This window comes from Vibrio natriegens NBRC 15636 = ATCC 14048 = DSM 759, from assembly GCF_035621455.1.
Classification (GTDB): Bacteria; Pseudomonadota; Gammaproteobacteria; order Enterobacterales; family Vibrionaceae; genus Vibrio; species Vibrio natriegens.
The window spans coordinates 1,102,110-1,118,970 of sequence record NZ_CP141822.1 but is presented as its reverse complement, the minus strand read 5'-3'; the positions used below and the strand labels follow the sequence as shown (position 1 = coordinate 1,118,970).

Sequence of the window (16,861 nt, the reverse complement as noted above, 5' to 3'; positions counted from 1 at the left end):
CATTTAGTCTTGCTAAAGCTAAATGCTCAAAAAGCCGAGACTGCCGTCCTACTGTCTCGGCTTTTTTATTTTGGTTTTGGCACCAGTTATTTTCCTAGCGGCCTACCCCACCTTAGATATCGTCGTTTCAGACTCAGAATATCCGGCATATTGTGACTTGATTTGATCGGAGATTTTTTCCGCAATCATGATGGTAGGTGCATTGGTATTTCCACCGATAAGCGTTGGCATTATCGATGCGTCAACCACTCTTAGCCCCTCTACCCCATGGACGACTAAATGCTTATCCACCACCGCCAGTGGATCATCCGCCGTTCCCATTTTACACGTACCCACCGGGTGGTATTGGGTATCAGCCCGGTTACGGATATCCTGCTCAATGGCATGGTCATCGTCAGCATCAACTGGATAAAAATTATCTCCTCGAACGTCATCAAATGCCTGACTTTCCATCATCTGATGTTGCTTCTTCCACGCTTTGATCATGATGCTGATATCATCCGGGTGGTTTAAAAAAGCAGGGTCAATCAGCGGCGCGGCATAAGGGTCAGCACTTTTAAGTTTGACGGTACCCTTACTTTTTGGCCTTAGTAGCGTAACGTGAGAGCTATAACCGTGGCTGAGGTGGATCTTACGTGCATGATCATCAACCACTCCCACCACAAAGACGAACTCCAAATCAGGCACATCAATATTGTCATCAGAGTAAAGAAAGCCAATCCCTTCAGCAAAGTTACTGCTCATTTTGCCACTACGCTGGTTCATCCACTGAGGCAACGCTTTACCCATTTCAGAAACCATTCGTAGCGAGACGCCGAAAGACTCTCTCTTATCAAGGCATTTGTAGCTGTGTACCAAATCAATATGGTCTTGTAAGTTTTCGCCAACACCCGGTAGCTCATGAACTTGCTCAATATTGTGCTTATCGAGATCAGCTTTGGCTCCAATACCCGATAAAAGTAAGATCTGTGGAGAACCAAATGCGCCTGCCGATAGAATCACTTCACGATTGCATTTAATTTGGAAACGCTTCCCTTTCAAACCGTATTCGACGCCAACCGCACGCTTTCCTTCAAACAGAACCTTATGCGTGGTGGCTTTGGTCAGCACCGTAAGATTTGTCCGGCTTAAGTGTGGTGTCAGATACGCTTTTGCTGCGCTGCATCGCTCACCATCTCGTTGAGTCACTTGCGTGTAAGTCGCGCCAAACTGTTGTGCGCCATTAATATCTGCACTGCGGGGAACTCCGATGGACTCACAGGCCGACAAATATCGTTCAACAAGCTTACTCGGAGAACGCAAGTCAGTAACATTCAAAGGCCCGCCCTGACCATGATATTCATTGTGGTGAACCTCGTTGTTTTCCGCTTTTTTGAAATACGGTAAACATTCGTCGTAGCTCCAGCCAGTATTACCAAGACTTGCCCACAAGTCGTAATCGTACCTGTTCCCTCTCGAGTACATCATGGCATTAATAGAGCTCGAACCACCTAACGCTTTTCCTCTCGGTTGATAACCTTTACGACCATTTAATCCGGTTTGTGGCACCGTTTCAAAACCCCAGTTATGTAACTTGGTCGGCAGCATAGCCACCGTGCCGACAGGGGTCTGAATAAACGCACTGTTGTCTTTGCCACCAGCCTCTAACAGACAAACCGTCACCTCAGGATCTTCAGATAAACGCGAAGCTAAAACGCAACCTGCAGATCCACCACCGACAATAATGTAATCGTAGCTTTCCATTACCGGCCTCCCATAGGCAGTAAATGAGCTTTACTCTCTTGCCATTGATGCAGGTAAGTCATGCCTCTTGAAGAAAGACGCAACACGCAAATGCGTAATCCTTTCGCTGATTTCGTCATATTTCATCCTTGAATTGATTAGGTCGTTACAAACGTACGGCGCGGCAGTGCAGCGCCAAGGCGGTAGTCAGAAGGGCAAGGCTTCATATCCAGATGAATCCACTAACTGTCTCCCTCAACACCAAGAGGCGCGGTGTCAGCTATTTTTTATTATTTAATCGCGGGTCCGGCTTGCCGACAAAAACACGCAGTATCAGCTTTTGTACCCAACTTCCGTATGGAGGTGAAAAGAGCTGAACTGGAAACCAGTCTCGCATTTGCAATACAGAACGTGCATGACTCAACTCTCTGAACCCTTCTTCACCGTGGTAATTCCCTATCCCTGAATTACCTACCCCGCCAAACGGCACCGAGTGATTGAGAACATGCCAGCCCCAGTCATTCAAGGTGACGCCACCACTATGAGTCTGTGTCAGCACGGTTTCACGCTGCGTCTCATCGTTAGTAAACAGGTAGCAAGCCAGAGGACGTGGTTTGTCGGTAATGTATTGAATTACTTCTTCAATGGATTGATAGGTATGAACAGGAAGCAACGGGCCAAAGATCTCTTCCTGACAAATACGCATATCTGGTGTCAGGTTGATCGCGATATAGAGCGGCGTTTTACGTCCTTCTCCACCGTCCAGACATTGCGTAATCTCAGCGCCCTTTTCTTTTGCATCATTCAGTAAGTCATGGAATCGCTTATGCTGTGCATCATCCACAAGCGCGGTATAGTCCTGATTCGCTTTAATCTCGCCATACATGGATTGGTGAGCAGCCTTTAGTGCTTCGACAAACTCTTGCTGTTTACCCTCCGGTACAAAAGCGTAATCCGGGGCGATGCATATTTGTCCCGAGTTCATCCCCTTGCCGTGTGCAAGGCGTGCCGCCGCTTTTTTAACATCGTAATCTTCAAATACTATCGCAGGCGATTTACCACCTAGTTCAAGCGTTACCGGAGTTAAATTGGCAGCAGCATTTGCCATGATGGTTCTGCCACTTTTTGGCGATCCGGTAAAGACCAAATGGTCAAATGGAAGGTGGGATATTTCCATTGCTTCAGGATGCGTGCCGTCGACAACGCGCACCAAGTTATCCGGGTAAATCTCCGCTAACATGCGGCGTAGCTGTTTTGTCGTCGCAGGGCAATTGGGTGGCATTTTGATCATGCAGCGGTTACCAGCAGCCAATGCGGTAATCATTGGTCCAATCGACAGGTAAATAGGGAAATTCCACGGACAGATAATACCTACCACGCCTTTGGGCTGATAACGGACTTCAAGCTTATTGCCTTTAAACAACCATTCTGTTGGTCGTCTGCTTGGCTTCATCCAGCTTTTCAGGTGACGGAGCACATGGTTGATATCAAGAATCGGAGCAAGAACATCAGCCATGATTGATTCTGTGTGACTGCGTCCGCCAAAGTCTTCATTCATTGCTTCCGCTAAAACATTCTGATAGCGAGAAAGTTGCCTTTTTAAATCCACTAGCCGCTCCTTCCTAACAGCTAACGTTGCTAGCGGCTCCGCTTGATAGGCGGTTTTAAGTTCAGCGAACCAGGTAGCCAGTTCGCTAGAATTGAGGTTTTCAGGCACGTTCATGCTTTGGTTGTTATTAACCGTCTCATCTTGCTTTGCCAGCATATTCATATTTCTCTCCCACCATGCGATTTATTGCATTACAACATTTTGATAACATTAATCACAGGTTACAAAATGACAAAAACCGGTGATATTCGGACAACTTTGAGAACAACCTGACAGAAAGCCTCGGTCAGACCAGTTAGGATTATATCGAACGTAGAGGGAGAAACGATGGAATACACCGCGGTTTATGAGCCAGATACACAAGCTTTCGGCATTTTAGATTTACAGCTACTTAGGCGTTACTTAGAGCCCAGTGTCAGTGTCGAAACGCTACTTGATGGCAGCGGTATCAGTGCTTCTCAGCTTTATGCACCAGATACCCATATCACCCTGACGCAAAAGCTAATGATCTTCAGTAACGCCCTTAACCACTCAAAACAACCAAGTTTAGGGCTTAGTATGGGTCAACAAGCCAAGTTCAGTGATTTTGGGGTACTCGGCTATGCCGTGTTGAGTAGTAACACACTATTTGATGCGTTAGTGATGGGGTTTAAGTATCTGCGTCTCGCGGGGCCCGTTCTGAAAAAGAAGATGTGGGTTGAAGACAACTTAGGTTATTTCCGTGCCGAGCAATTAATTGACCTTCAATCCATGTTGCCATTTTGCTGCGAATACTGGTTTTCCACCATCCAGAACCTATGCGAAGAAGTCATGCAGCACCCATTCCCGTCCAAAGTCATTCGCTTTCCTTATCCTGAGCCTGAGTACAGCGCGTTATATAAACAAGTATTTCATTGTGACATCGAGTTCGATAGCGAGCGATTGGAATGGCAATTTGATGCGCAGAGCATTTACCAACCACTGCCTGCAGCGAACCCCATCACATTACAAATGTGCCTCAAATCTTGCGATGAGATGCTGGCAAAAGTCAGTGGCAGCAACGGCTTAAAAGACAAAATAACCCAGATATTTATTGAGCGTCCGGGTAACTACCCTTCTGTGGAAACGCTGTCAGCCGAGCTGGGAATGTCGTCAAGAACATTAAGTCGTCATCTTAAGCAGGAAAATACCAGCTATCAGCAAATTCTCGATCAAGTCCGCTTTCATCTCGCACGGCATTACCTTGCATCTACCCAAATCAGTATTGAAGATATCTCCGAACGTGTCGGTTTTTCGGACAGTGCAAACTTCCGTCATGCCTTTCGAAAATGGAGTGGCTGTTCGCCAAGGCAATATCGGCAAACCGCTTCTATAGAAAAAACGCAGGTTTAATTAAAGCGCTGCTGACTTAACTATAAAAAATGCCCGCTATCGTTAGCGGGCATTTAACTTCAAAACGGAAGATTAAGATTCAAATTCTTCTGCCATTTCCTGAGCTTCGCTCTTCGGCTTATCTGTCTTACCGAAGCCGCGCAGACCCACAACGTGTACATGCTCGTGATCTTTAAACACCTTACGCACCAGTTTGTAGGTTGTGCCTTTCTCCGGGCTGATGTTTTCTGGCGCTGCAATCAGAAGCTGCATATCCAGACGGTCACACAGTTCGAATAGTGTCGAGATAGATCTCGCATCCAGACGCGCAGCCTCATCAAGGAACAACAGACGACAAGGAATGATGTCTTTACTACGCAGACGTCGTGATTCTTCTTCCCAACTTTGCACCACCATCAGCAGGATTGACTGACCAGTACCGATCGCCTCACCAGTAGATAGCGCGCCAGATTCCGCCTGTAGCCAACCCTCTGAACCACGGTTCACTTCCACGCTTAGTTCCAGGTAGTTACGGTAATCAAGTAACTCTTCACCAAGAACCTGCGGAGAACGTTGACCCATATCGATATGTGGGTTTACACGTTGGAACAGCTTCGCCATCGCCTCTGAGAAAGTAAAGCGTGAAGACTCAAACAGGTCTTTATGTTGCTCCTGCTGAGAAGAAAGACCATGCAATAGCACTTCGTGGCTTTCGCGGATCTTCACGTTCAAACGAACCCCTTTCACCTGACCAAACGAGATGTTCGACAAGCCTTGGTTCAGCATACGAATACGGTTTTGCTCACGCTGAATCGTCTTCTTAATGATGCTTGCTGCAGACTCAGAACTGATTGCCAGACGGTTTTCACGTTGAGTCAGCTCTTCTGTCAGACGCGCCAGTTCCACTTCCATCTCTTCGATTGCTTCTACCGGATCATCGGTACGGATGATGTCCTGACGAATACGCTCGCGAAGATGCTGGTAAACAGCAATGTAGAACAGAACTTTACGCTCAGGACGTGAGTTATCTTCCGAAAGACGCAGTGAATCACGCAGGTCGTCATTGTTCGCAACCGCGAGACGCAGCGCACCCAACGATTTATCCGACATCGAACGCAGTTCGTCAGCAGACATGTACGCCAGTTCGCGTTTGTGAAGACGACGCTCAACATCGTTTTCACGCGCTAAACGAAGTACCGAACACCAGCCTGCTTTTGCGGCTACGACAAAAGTGCGAAGCTCAGCGTACTCTTTCTGAACTTTCTTCAGACGCTTCGCCAGACCTTTCATCTCTAGCTCCGTCGAAGTGATGGTGCGCTCGTATTCACTCTTACGGCTGCGTGATGAGTGTAAACGCTCGTGCAGCTCGTCACGACGACGCATTGCACGCTCTTCTGCGCCTTCATCCGCATTAACACCGAATTCTTGCAGCTCCTGCTTGAATTCCTGAACCGTTTCCAGTTTCGCTTGGTGTGAGCTTTTCAGCGAAGCCAATACTTGGTTGTACTGGTTCATCTGACCTTGCGCTTGTTTCAGCGCTTCACGAGAACGAGTACGCATTTGCTCAGCCTGAACCAGCTTCGCTTTTAGCTGCTCGCTCAACTCGCTGCTCTTGTTCAGCAGGTCGACCGAATCTGAGTACGCAAAGTAGTGACGACGCTCAACTAAATCGGACAACGCAAAAATTTGTTTCTTCAATTCCTGAAGCTGCTCGTCAGCCGCCTTGTATTCGGCTTCAAGCGCATCAAACTGCTCTGGGTCTGCATCCAGTGCTGAAACAACTTTCTCAAGCTCAGTCACGGCTTTCGCGTGTTGGTTGAGGAACGATTTTGCTTCTGACAGTTGCGAGATTTTCTCTTCCAGCTCGTCAAAACGGGCTTGAAGTGTGTCGTCTTCAATCAGTGCCATGTTTGGTGCAAGTTTGTCCAGTGAAGACAGAGCTTGCTTGCTGATTTGAAGCTGAGAACGTTGCTGTTGTTCTTTTGCTTCCAAATCAGCCAGTACACGTGCGATTTGGTTACGCTTTTCACGTACCTTTGCCAATGCTTGTTCAGGATCAGCTTCAAACGCAACCTGAATATGATGAGCCACAAACTGGTTAAACGCTTGGTACAAACGCTGCATTTTCTGCGAGTCGAATGCCGCCTTGGCATGCTTCTCAACCACTTCTTCACGTTCGTTACGCAGTAGCTCTAAACGTTGCTCGCGTGCCGCACGGCCGAACAGTGGGATTTCCGGGAAGCGTGAGTAACGCATTTGACGATCGTTCATACGAACGCATACAGCGCCTTCTAGCTCTTCTGCGTCGAATGAGCTGTCATCAAAGGCATCAATGTCGCCTTCAATGATGTACAAATCTTCCGGACAGTCGTCCAGCTCAACCAATTTTTCTTCGATGCCGGACAAATCTGAAACCACAATCGCATGACGAGCCGGGCCATACATCGCACTGAAGTATGGCGCGTCATCGATGGTAATGTCGTCGTAGATTTCAGATAGCAATACGCCGCCCAGCGTATCTGCAAGACCTTTAAGGCGGGGATCATTAGAACCACCCGGTGATGCAAGACGCTCGATTTCATTTTCTAGTTGAGAACGACGTTCAGCCAGTTTGTCTTTTGCCAGAGACTGTTCTTTCTCTTGCTCAAGAACCACCTGCATATGGCTCATTACTGCATGACGATCTTCTAGCTCAACACCGCTTTGCTCACGCAGCTTCTCCAATGCATCATTGGCTGCAATCCACGTTGGTGCAATGGCTTCAAGTTTTTTGATTTCTGCTGCAGAATCCTGTTCTAGTCGACGCTGTTCGCTGCGTTGTTCACGCACGTCTTCTTGCGTCAATTCCAGCGATTCAATTTGCATCGCGTGACGCTCACGCTCCTGCTCGAAGGTGATTTCGTCGGTCAGTTCAACATGGAATTGCTTCTTGTAATCGGACACCAACTCATTTGCCTGACGCTGCTGATTTAAGCTGCGCTCAAGATCGCGATGTTGTGCTCGCCACTGTTGCTCATTCTGTGCGATTTGCTGTGAGTCACGCGCTTTAGCGATGACTTTTTTCGCCTGTTCAGACGCATCTTTACGCTCAACTTGGCCAACGATGCTTTGTACTAGCTTCAGCGCCGTTTCGAACTGTTCCGCAGCTGCCGATGACATGTCCAGCTTGTGCTTAACAGACAGTAACGCATTGGTGCTTTCTGTTTCTTTGTTCTTAAGTTCAGCAACTAACGCTTGCGCCGACTCAGCCGTTAGGCTGTCATCACCCAGTAGCTGCTTCGCTTTATCCAGTGCCTGAACCGCTTGCTGGTATTGAAGAGCACGTGTTTGCTGAACGTCCAGCGCTTGCTGGTAATCAGCAAGTTGCGTTTTAAGGCTATCGACTTCTTCTTCAGAAACGGTCGCTTGCTCTTCAGCGTTCATCACGCGTTCTTGAGCTTCTTCAACGACCATCATCTGTTCTTCAAGACGTTCGCTGAGCTCTTCCAGATCTTCCTGGTAACGTTCGATCTTCTCTTGCTGACGAAGTGCATTTTGCACCAGTTGCAAGTGATCCGACGCAGCTTGGTAGTCCTGCTCTAACGCAGATTCTGAGTCAATCAGCAGCTCAAGCTCTTCTTGCACGCGGTTAAGAAAATTATTTTGCTCAATCAAGGTCTCGCGAGAGCCAAATAGCTCAGAACGCAGAGACAACGTTTGTTCTAGCTTGTTGCGACGATCGTTGGCGTGACGCATGTAGTCTGCAGCCACGTAGTTGGTAGACTCGGTGATCAAATGTTTGAATAAGTCACGGTCAGCCTGCGTGGTTTTGATCGCTTCTAACGTCATGCGGTTTTCGCGCAGCGCGGATTCCATATCTTGGAAGGCTTTCTTCACGCCACCGTTTTGTGGCAGAAGGTAGTCACGCAGCGAGCGAGTAATCGCACTCGAAATACCACCGTAAAGTGATGCTTCAATCAGACGGTAGAATTTTGAGCGGTCACCTGAGTTGCGCAGCTTCTTCGGAATCACACCGAACTCAAACATTTGCGCATGGTAATCGACGATAGATGAAAAGGCTTTAAATTGAACGCCTTCAAACTCTGAGATTACGTCTTTAACTTCGTTGATCTGACGCACACGAGCTTGTGTGGCAGAAACGCTCTCAACAAGAACATCCGTCGGTTTCACATGGCTAGGAAGGCCTTGAATAACAAACGGTTTGATGTCTACTTTCTTATCACGACCCGCGACTTGCTGCAGCTTTACTGCAAATAGTAAACGTTGGTTACGTGAGTTAACCACATCCAGCGCCGCATAACACGCGCCTGGTTGCAACTTACCGTACAAACCTTTATCGCGAGACGATTGGCTACTGCCCGCTTCTGTGGTGTTACGGAAATGAAGTAATGTTTGGTCAGGAATCAAAGCGGTGATAAACGCCGCCATCGTGGTTGATTTACCTGCACCGTTACCACCAGAAAGCGTCGTAACCAGACCATCGATATCAAAAGTACGGGCAAAGAAACCGTTCCAGTTGACCATGGTCAGCGATTGATATTTACCGCGTTCAATCATGCTCATGCTTCACCCTCTTCTGTCATTTCTTCTTGGGCTTGTTCTTCTTGATCGTCTTCAGACAACAGACTGCCTTGGCTTGGTTCTTTGGTATGAACCACGGCTTCACCGTCACGGATCAGACGCAGTTGAGCTTCACGCATATCGTCACCAACACGAACGTCGGCACCAAAACGGAATACTGCTTCACTGATACTGAATTTACCGGTTTCACCGATATTGATGATCATACCTAGACGACGCAGACGACGCAGTGAAGTGCGCACTTTTTCAAACAGCTTCTCTTTATCAAGGTCTGAACCCGTCGCGCGGTTGGTCACCAGCTTCATCAACTTGTTTTCATCCGCCAGCGCCAGCATCTCGTCGTAGAGTTCCTGATTGGTAAAGATGCCTTCATGAGCCAGACGCTCCGGGCTCAGGTAAAGGAAACACAACACCTTACCCACCAGCATATCCAGTTCAGACAGGACGCTACGGCCAATCAAAGACGTAGAGCGTGGACGAAGGTAGAAGAAACCTTCCGGTGCTTTCACCAACTCAGTGTTGTAACGCTGGTAGAAAGAAGACAACTCAAGTTCAAAATCCGACAACAATGCGTGGTTGTCCAAATCTTCACTTGAGATATGACGCCCCGCTCGTAGCATGCTGTCTAATGCTGGGAACAGAGGGTTAGAAATTGCTTTTGCCAGTTTATCTGACATGTATTCATTAGTATCGGTCGATGACATTCGCTTGTACCTTTGCCCCAAATTCGTTGATTGATTTCCAGTCTGGCTGAATGGCTTGATAATCCGATTCTGAATAGCCCAGACGAACGGCCTGATCAACAATAATTCGGGCTAAATCAAAGTGATGAGTAAATGGGTGTTGTGCAAGGTAATCTCGCAGTACTACGCTCAAGTCGATTGGTGTGCCCTGATCTTTATGGGCTTTTAGCATGTCACCAATACGCTCTGATAACTCATCATTGACTTGTTGAAATTCTTCGTATTCCACTTCCATCGGAACTTGGCCTGTTACCTCGTCATCACGCAGTACCAGAGCTTCGTCACGCAGGTCGGATAATCGCTCAGCATCTGCATAAGTCAGATACCAAGGCATATCAAAGTAATCTTTAATCGATTGACGCAATCGAGAACTGAACGCACGGTTCTTATCCATATCGATAGCGGTACGGATAAACTTGTGTACGTGTCGGTCGTAGCCAATCCAGAGATCGATCGCTTGCTGGCCCCAACTGGTGATTCGGTCCAGCTTCATTTGCAGACCAAACAGGGCTTCTTCAATAAACTCAAGCTCAGGATCGCCATAAACAAGCTCCTGAATATCGAGGATCTGAGTTTGCAGCTCATCACTTGCTGCCTGCAAGGTATCTTGAAGTTCACGCAGCGTGCTCGACGTTTCTGACAATAACGCTTCACAGTTATTAATCGCTTCGCGCCAATCTTTATTCAGCAGGTCAGCAATCTGCTGTTTTACAGATTGTTGCTGCTCGTCCATAACACGCTGGTTAAGATCGATTTGATCGAAGATCTCGCCTACGGAATATTTAAGTACTCCATACACGTTTTTCTTCCAATGACCCGGTGTGCCACCTTTTTGGGCTGCTTCAATTGCTTTCGCCATTTCATCCGCAACCATAGACAGCTGAATAGAAAGGCGAAGTTTTGAAAACTCACGGTGACGGACGTAATAGTCCGTGATGCCTATCGCCAGTGGCGACAAACGGTAAATACTCGCCCCATCCGTCACCTCGCTGACAAAGCGACTGATCAAACGCTGCTTAACCATCTCATTGATGGCATTGTTTGCTCTGAAAGCAGATGCTTCCCCCGTTTCATCAAATAATCGAGTAACGATAGCGAACGCATCGTGCAGTTCACCTTCACCCAATTCATCGTCAAACCTTTCATTACTTAGTACTGCGATGGCAATCAAGAATGCCAAGCGCTCTGTGGTCAGGTTCAACGAGAAATCTTGCTGCTTAACCCAGCCAACCAATTCATCAATAGGTTGTTCTGCAGCATCGAGAGTCATCTCACTCATTGTTATTCCTGTTTTTCTTTCTTTTTGGCCCACACGTGAATGTAGCGACCTAATGAGAGGTATGGCTCTTGTCGACAAAGTTGTTTTTCTAGCGCCAACACATCTTCAAACTCGTAATCACCCATGTATTGCATATTTCCTATGTAATCACTGAATGAGCGAATACCAGATTTACCACAAATACTGAACCCGGAGTCTTCTATCCATTGGTAAACTTCTTCTGGTTTCAGGCCTTTTTGCGGCTGTAGTTTAAATCTTTTTCGGTGGGGCATACCGTCCAAAATATGAGGAATGTTGCCACAAACCACATTTTTGTAGACTAAACCATGGTGGTTATAGAACATTATCGATGCAATGCCCCCCGGTTTGACTTGTTCCAGAACCGTTTCGAGCGCCGTCTTAGGATCGACCAGCCACTCCATCACAGCATGAAACATGACAAGATCCACCTGGCTGTCCATGTGCTCGCCAATGGACTGGACAGGTGAATGAATCAGGCGATACTGCTCAAGCAAACCATTATTTTCAATATCCTGTTTGGCTAGTTGCAGCATTTCCGAAGATAGATCACATAAAGCGACACGATGTCCGAGCTTAGCAAGCTTTTGAGACATTTGTGCTAAACCACCACCTGCATCTAAAACTTCTAGGGGTTGCTGGTCTGCCTCTAATTCACTTAGAATCTGTAGAAAATCTTCCCACACAATGATTTGGCGGATCTCCCCTTTATCGGAGCCGTAAATATTTTTTGCAAATTTGTGGGCGATATCGTCGAAATTGCGGTCTTCTGTCACTTCTGCTGAGTTATCATATCGGATTGTGTCGCTATTCTGGCACAAGGAAAGCAGGAATAAAGAGGAATACCCTCATTTTTATTTTCAATTGATGTTTTTTCGGACTATTTATGTATGTTTGAGCTGAAAAAAGTAGTGTCAGCTTTGCTCATGCCCCTACCAGCATTGCTGCTGATAGGATTATTGGGCCTGGCTCTCATTAGTTTTACCACTAAGCGTAAAACCGGCTGCTTCGTTGTTTTATTCTCATTTGTCGGCATTTTCCTTGTTGCCTTCCAGCCTGTTTCAAGCAAGCTTCTTATGCCATTGGAACGTGAACACAAAGCGTTTCTACCCGTTTCAGGGACCATCGACTACGTGATGGTACTCGGCAATGGTCATGTTATCGATGACGAAATTCCACCCACATCTCAGTTAAGTCGTGCCGCGCTCATGCGTTTGACCGAGGGAATCCGAATTTTGCGCATGTATCCTGGCGCCAAATTGATTCTTTCCGGCTATGACGGCGGTTCTGAAATCAGCCATGCGCGTATGATGGCAAACGTAGCTCTGGCGCTCGGTGTAGCGAAATCCGATATTATTTTATTGGAAGACGCCAAAGACACGTGGGAAGAGGCACGTCAGGCTGCGGCGTTTGTCCAGCAAAAGGAAATTGTTTTAGTTACCTCGGCGAGCCATATGAGCCGGGCGTTGTATGAATTTAATGCAGCAGGCATAAAACCAATCCCGGCGCCAACAAACTACTTGGCGATTGAGAATGTCAATCAAGCTTGGAATAAATACTCGCCAAAAGCACGTTACTTAGAACAAACGGAGCTTTTCTGGCATGAGTACCTTGGCAGCATCTGGCAACGCTTACGTGATGTCGTCGGCGAAACACCTATGGTTGAGCCACAGTAGTTAATGAGTTAACGCCATTACTCAATGCAATTTTACAGACAAAAAAGGAGAGCAAGCGCTCTCCTTTTTCGTTCTTATCTTGTCTCGTGGTGGTGATTAATCACCAGCAAACATGTAGCCCTCACCATGAACCGTAACAAAAATTTGCGGGTTTTTAGGGTCAAACTCCATCTTCGCACGCATACGACGAATCAAGACATCTATCGTACGGTCATTCGGTGCATCAACACGATGGCTGATCATATTCAAAATACGTTCGCGGCTTAGTACTTGATTCGGGTAAGACGATAACGCCACCAAAAGCTCGTATTCGGCTTTGGTTAGTTTTACTGGCTCACCATTACGACTCAGCGCTCGACGCTGGATATCAAACGTCCACTCGCCAAAACGAACAATATGTTGCTCGTTGGTTTCGTTTGCCTTACTTGATCCATCGCGAGCGATCGAAATGCGCCACAGCAGATTTTTGACACGAACTAATAACTCGCGCAGTTCAAAAGGTTTGGTGACATAATCATCTGCCCCCATTTCCAGGCCAACAATTTTGTCGATGCTATCCGTGCGTCCTGTAACTAATATGATACCAATATCCGATTGGCTACGTAATTCACGCGTAAGCATCAGGCCGTCTTCACCCGGCAAGTTAATATCCAGCATGACAAGATCAACATCACCAGCTTGCAGCACTTCACGCATTTGCGTGCCGCTCTCTGCTTCACTGACTGTATAACCTTCATTTTGGAAATAACCCGCTAGCTTACTACGCGTTACAACATCATCTTCTACGACTAATACGTGATAGCTCATTTACACCACTTTCTGTCATTTTATTATTCGAGATGTATTCTATTCATAACTATTAACATTTCTAGTCATTGGCTGACTAAAAAGCAAGATTTAGTGATTTTGTTGATTCAAGACAAGCTTAGCGAACCCTGTTAATAAATGGACATATTTCGCCATAAAACATCATAGTTATAGTTACTGCTGTTCATTTTAATTGATTACACTTAAAGGACATCTGAATTTGATTTTGTGATGCCAGAAAGAAGGCATCATTCAGGAGCCTAAAATGCAAGAAGTGAAAGCTTTTAACGAAAAACGCGCCGAAATTTATTGGTGGTTTTCTAGCTTATTCGCCAAAGAACTGACAGACAAAGAGCTGGAGGCTTATCACAGTGTTGAAATTCGCAGCTTTTTGGCGGGCTTAGGTGAAAATGAATCTCTCAAACCTTCCATTGATAGCCTCGTTGACGCACTAAATCGCCTGCAAGACCGCGAAGATGCTCAGCTAGAGCTTGCTGCTGACTTTTGTGAATTATTCTTGAAGACAGAAAAGTACGGCGCGCTTCCCTACGCTTCCATGTACATTGGTGAATCTGGTTTACTCAACGACAAACCCGCCGAAGAGATGGAAAAGTTGATGGCTGAGTTTGGTGTCCAAGTGGACGACCGTCTAAAAGAGCCAGCCGACCACTTAGCGGTAGAACTGGACTTCCTGGGTAACATGATCATTCGCTCTAATGAGTTTGAGCAAGAAAAACACATGGAAGAAGCCTTTGTTAAACAAAATGAATTCATCGAAAGCCAACTCATGTCCTGGTTACCAAAGTTCGCTCACAAGTGTCAGCAACTGGATGAATTTGGCTTCTACGCCAGCGTCGCGCAACTATTAATTGCATTTTGTAAACTGGACAGCGCTTACCTTCTTGGTGAATAATTGCCGCCTATTTTAGGGAGCCTGTCTTTTAGGTTCCCTATCTTTTATTCGTTAACTATATAAATCGTTCCAATCGCTCGCTTTTTAGCAATCAAAATGTGACTTATTAGGCACAAAACCATTGCTTAAATTATTGCCAGCTTGCCCGCATAGGGCTAAAATGTGAACGCAAACGATTAAATATGATTTTAATGTAAACCGCTGAAATAAAGCGGTTTTTGTGTTTTCTTAATAGGTTGATAACGATTCTTCATTCGATGGAAGAAATGAGCTTTATCAACCGCTGTCGCTACATACCCTCTACCGACTTCGGAGTAACCACTGCTAAACATACTCAGCGCCATTGTTTTTGTTGCGCTAAGTTTACAAAAGACGAACAGCACAAAGGTTTATCCTCCGCGGTATATTCGTAGCTCGAAACAGGACACCATGTATGGCCACTATAAAAGACGTTGCTAGATTAGCCGGCGTTTCTACAACTACAGTTTCGCACGTTATCAACAAGACGCGTTTTGTTGCAGAAGCAACACAAGAAAAAGTAATGAAAGCCGTTGATGAGCTTAACTATGCACCAAGTGCGGTTGCTCGTAGCTTGAAATGTAACTCAACTCGCACCATCGGCATGTTGGTGACACAATCTACCAACCTATTCTTCTCTGAAGTCATTGATGGTGTAGAGAGTTACTGCTACCGCCAAGGCTACACGCTTATCCTGTGTAACACTGGTGGTATCTATGAAAAACAAAGAGATTACATCCGCATGCTCGCTGAAAAGCGTGTAGATGGCATACTGGTGATGTGTTCTGACCTGACAGAAGAGCTGAAGCAAATGCTTGACCGTCATGCAGATATCCCGAAAGTTGTCATGGACTGGGGCCCAGAGAGCTCACAGGCAGACAAAATCATGGATAACTCGGAAGAAGGCGGTTATATCGCGACCAAATACCTGATTGATAATGGTCATACTGATATTGCTTGCTTGAGTGGTCACTTTGAAAAACTCGCTTGCCAAGAGCGTATTGCTGGTTACCGTCGAGCGATGGCAGAAGCCAATATTCCTGTCAATGAAGACTGGATTCTTGAAGGTAACTTTGAATGTGATACCGCAGTGTTGGTCGCAGACAAAATTACCGCGATGGAAAAACGCCCTACTGCGGTATTCTGTTTCAATGACACGATGGCGTTAGGCTTAATGAGCCGTCTACAACAAAATGGTATTAAGATTCCTGACGATGTCTCTGTTATTGGTTACGACAATATCGAATTGGCAGAGTACTTCTCTCCGCCATTAACAACGATTCACCAGCCAAAACGCCGTGTCGGTAAAAATGCTTTCGAGATTCTGCTTGAACGTATTAAAGACAAGGAACACGAAAAACGTATTTTTGAAATGCAGCCAGAGTTGGTCGTTCGAAATACTGTTAAAAAACTCAAATAGTACTAGGGTCTGTTGACCTTTCGCGGTTAAATTTTGTTCGAGATAAAAGCGTTTTAATCGCGGCGAGAGGTTTGTAGCTTAGTCATTCTAAGCAAAACACCTCTCAACAAAGAGTAAAACGCTTTTAGCCGAACCCTTCGGGCAGCGTTTGTGGCTCCTTTCTACTGCGTTATCGGCTTATCAGGTAGGTCAACTACAGTTCAAAGCCTCTGCCTTGTATAAAAAAACCACAAACCGCTGCAAAAATCAGCTCGAAAGGTCAACAGACCCTAATAAGCGCTCTCCGGAGCGCTTATTTTTTATCCGAAAATTAACTTTTATCGCACTCTTTGTTCACTACAGTCAGTAAACGTTTTATAAGTTACTGTTTTGTATAAACACAACCTATCTCACATAACCTAGCCACTCGCACTCAAACTTCAATCTTAAATATGAAACAAGCACCATAAAAACACAGCGTTTTACTGAAGCAATATCACACTTTGATCTCTAGATTGTGATGTTAATTCAAGATAAAAAGTATTCTCAACATGTCACGCACAGGGCAAACCATCCGAAAGGGTGGGACGCAAAGCTTCCGGCCTTAACCATTTTATAAATGGAAGGTAGCGGGGTTACCGATGGCAAATATGCATATGATGAGTTTACCCTTTAATGACATTGTGCTTGCATGTATTTGCTACTCTCTCGGACCTGACTTTTGGTGGCGTAATAATAATTACACC

11 protein-coding genes and 1 riboswitch are annotated in these 16,861 nt (G+C 46.1%); of the genes, 4 read left to right on the top strand and 7 right to left on the bottom strand.

Annotated elements, in window-relative coordinates:
- Positions 1 to 102 precede the first annotated feature (102 nt).
- Positions 103 to 1,743, bottom strand: coding sequence for a GMC family oxidoreductase (locus VER99_RS05120; RefSeq protein WP_020332884.1), 1,641 nt, complete (start codon positions 1,741 to 1,743; stop codon positions 103 to 105).
- 259 nt (positions 1,744 to 2,002) lie between these two features.
- A complete protein-coding gene (locus VER99_RS05115; protein WP_020332883.1) occupies positions 2,003 to 3,493 on the bottom strand; it encodes a coniferyl aldehyde dehydrogenase in 1,491 nt (496 codons plus the stop codon).
- A gap of 165 nt (positions 3,494 to 3,658) precedes the next feature.
- On the opposite strand from VER99_RS05115, the gene VER99_RS05110 reads away from it, so the two are divergent.
- Positions 3,659 to 4,702, top strand: a complete 1,044-nt coding sequence (locus VER99_RS05110; RefSeq protein WP_020332882.1) for an AraC family transcriptional regulator — start codon at positions 3,659 to 3,661, stop codon at positions 4,700 to 4,702.
- A 72-nt stretch (positions 4,703 to 4,774) separates the two neighbouring features.
- Here VER99_RS05110 and mukB read toward each other — a convergent pair whose 3' ends face one another.
- From mukB to cmoM, 4 genes are read right to left on the bottom strand one after another with little or no spacing between them, the layout of a single operon-like run.
- A complete protein-coding gene (gene mukB / locus VER99_RS05105; protein WP_031779173.1) occupies positions 4,775 to 9,238 on the bottom strand; it encodes a chromosome partition protein MukB in 4,464 nt (1,487 codons plus the stop codon).
- Positions 9,239 to 9,240: 2 nt separating this feature from the next.
- Positions 9,241 to 9,966 (bottom strand): chromosome partition protein MukE, encoded by a 726-nt coding sequence (mukE, locus tag VER99_RS05100; protein WP_014231340.1) that lies wholly within the window; start codon positions 9,964 to 9,966, stop codon positions 9,241 to 9,243.
- The gene (mukF, locus tag VER99_RS05095) at positions 9,947 to 11,284 is read right to left on the bottom strand and encodes a chromosome partition protein MukF (RefSeq protein ID WP_020332880.1); all 1,338 of its coding nucleotides are present in this window, start codon (positions 11,282 to 11,284) and stop codon (positions 9,947 to 9,949) included. Before mukF ends, mukE begins: the two co-directional genes overlap by 20 nt.
- Positions 11,285 to 11,286: 2 nt before the next feature.
- Positions 11,287 to 12,078: a tRNA uridine 5-oxyacetic acid(34) methyltransferase CmoM gene (gene cmoM / locus VER99_RS05090; RefSeq protein ID WP_014231338.1), complete on the bottom strand. Its 792-nt coding sequence runs from the start codon at positions 12,076 to 12,078 to the stop codon at positions 11,287 to 11,289.
- Between the two features lie 114 nt (positions 12,079 to 12,192).
- Here cmoM and elyC point away from each other — a divergent pair, with 114 nt between their 5' ends.
- Positions 12,193 to 12,978 carry an envelope biogenesis factor ElyC gene (gene elyC, locus VER99_RS05085; RefSeq protein ID WP_020332878.1) on the top strand — a complete coding sequence of 262 codons (786 nt, stop codon included), beginning with the start codon at positions 12,193 to 12,195 and terminating at the stop codon, positions 12,976 to 12,978.
- Between the two features lie 96 nt (positions 12,979 to 13,074).
- On the opposite strand, the gene torR is transcribed toward elyC, so the two are convergent.
- Positions 13,075 to 13,785 carry a two-component system response regulator TorR gene (gene torR / locus VER99_RS05080; protein ID WP_020332877.1) on the bottom strand — a complete coding sequence of 237 codons (711 nt, stop codon included), beginning with the start codon at positions 13,783 to 13,785 and terminating at the stop codon, positions 13,075 to 13,077.
- 265 nt (positions 13,786 to 14,050) lie between these two features.
- On the opposite strand from torR, the gene torD reads away from it, so the two are divergent.
- The gene (gene torD, locus VER99_RS05075) at positions 14,051 to 14,698 is read left to right on the top strand and encodes a molecular chaperone TorD (RefSeq protein WP_014231335.1); all 648 of its coding nucleotides are present in this window, start codon (positions 14,051 to 14,053) and stop codon (positions 14,696 to 14,698) included.
- A gap of 433 nt (positions 14,699 to 15,131) precedes the next feature.
- Positions 15,132 to 16,136: an HTH-type transcriptional repressor PurR gene (gene purR / locus VER99_RS05070; RefSeq protein WP_014231334.1), complete on the top strand. Its 1,005-nt coding sequence runs from the start codon at positions 15,132 to 15,134 to the stop codon at positions 16,134 to 16,136.
- A gap of 533 nt (positions 16,137 to 16,669) precedes the next feature.
- A riboswitch (cyclic di-GMP riboswitch) is annotated at positions 16,670 to 16,758 on the top strand.
- Positions 16,759 to 16,861: the final 103 nt, after the last annotated feature.

Bases quoted from the DNA above. Each gene is read 5' to 3' on its own strand.
- torD (WP_014231335.1), top strand. From the start codon at position 14,051: ATGCAAGAAGTGAAAGCTTTTAACGAAAAACGCGCCGAAATTTATTGG.
- VER99_RS05110 (WP_020332882.1), top strand. From the start codon at position 3,659: ATGGAATACACCGCGGTTTATGAGCCAGATACACAAGCTTTCGGCATT.
- VER99_RS05120 (WP_020332884.1), bottom strand. From the start codon at position 1,743: ATGGAAAGCTACGATTACATTATTGTCGGTGGTGGATCTGCAGGTTGC.
- VER99_RS05115 (WP_020332883.1), bottom strand. From the start codon at position 3,493: ATGAATATGCTGGCAAAGCAAGATGAGACGGTTAATAACAACCAAAGC.
- mukF (WP_020332880.1), bottom strand. From the start codon at position 11,284: ATGAGTGAGATGACTCTCGATGCTGCAGAACAACCTATTGATGAATTG.
- elyC (WP_020332878.1), top strand. From the start codon at position 12,193: ATGTTTGAGCTGAAAAAAGTAGTGTCAGCTTTGCTCATGCCCCTACCA.
- torR (WP_020332877.1), bottom strand. From the start codon at position 13,785: ATGAGCTATCACGTATTAGTCGTAGAAGATGATGTTGTAACGCGTAGT.
- mukB (WP_031779173.1), bottom strand. From the start codon at position 9,238: ATGATTGAACGCGGTAAATATCAATCGCTGACCATGGTCAACTGGAAC.
- mukE (WP_014231340.1), bottom strand. From the start codon at position 9,966: ATGTCATCGACCGATACTAATGAATACATGTCAGATAAACTGGCAAAA.
- purR (WP_014231334.1), top strand. From the start codon at position 15,132: ATGGCCACTATAAAAGACGTTGCTAGATTAGCCGGCGTTTCTACAACT.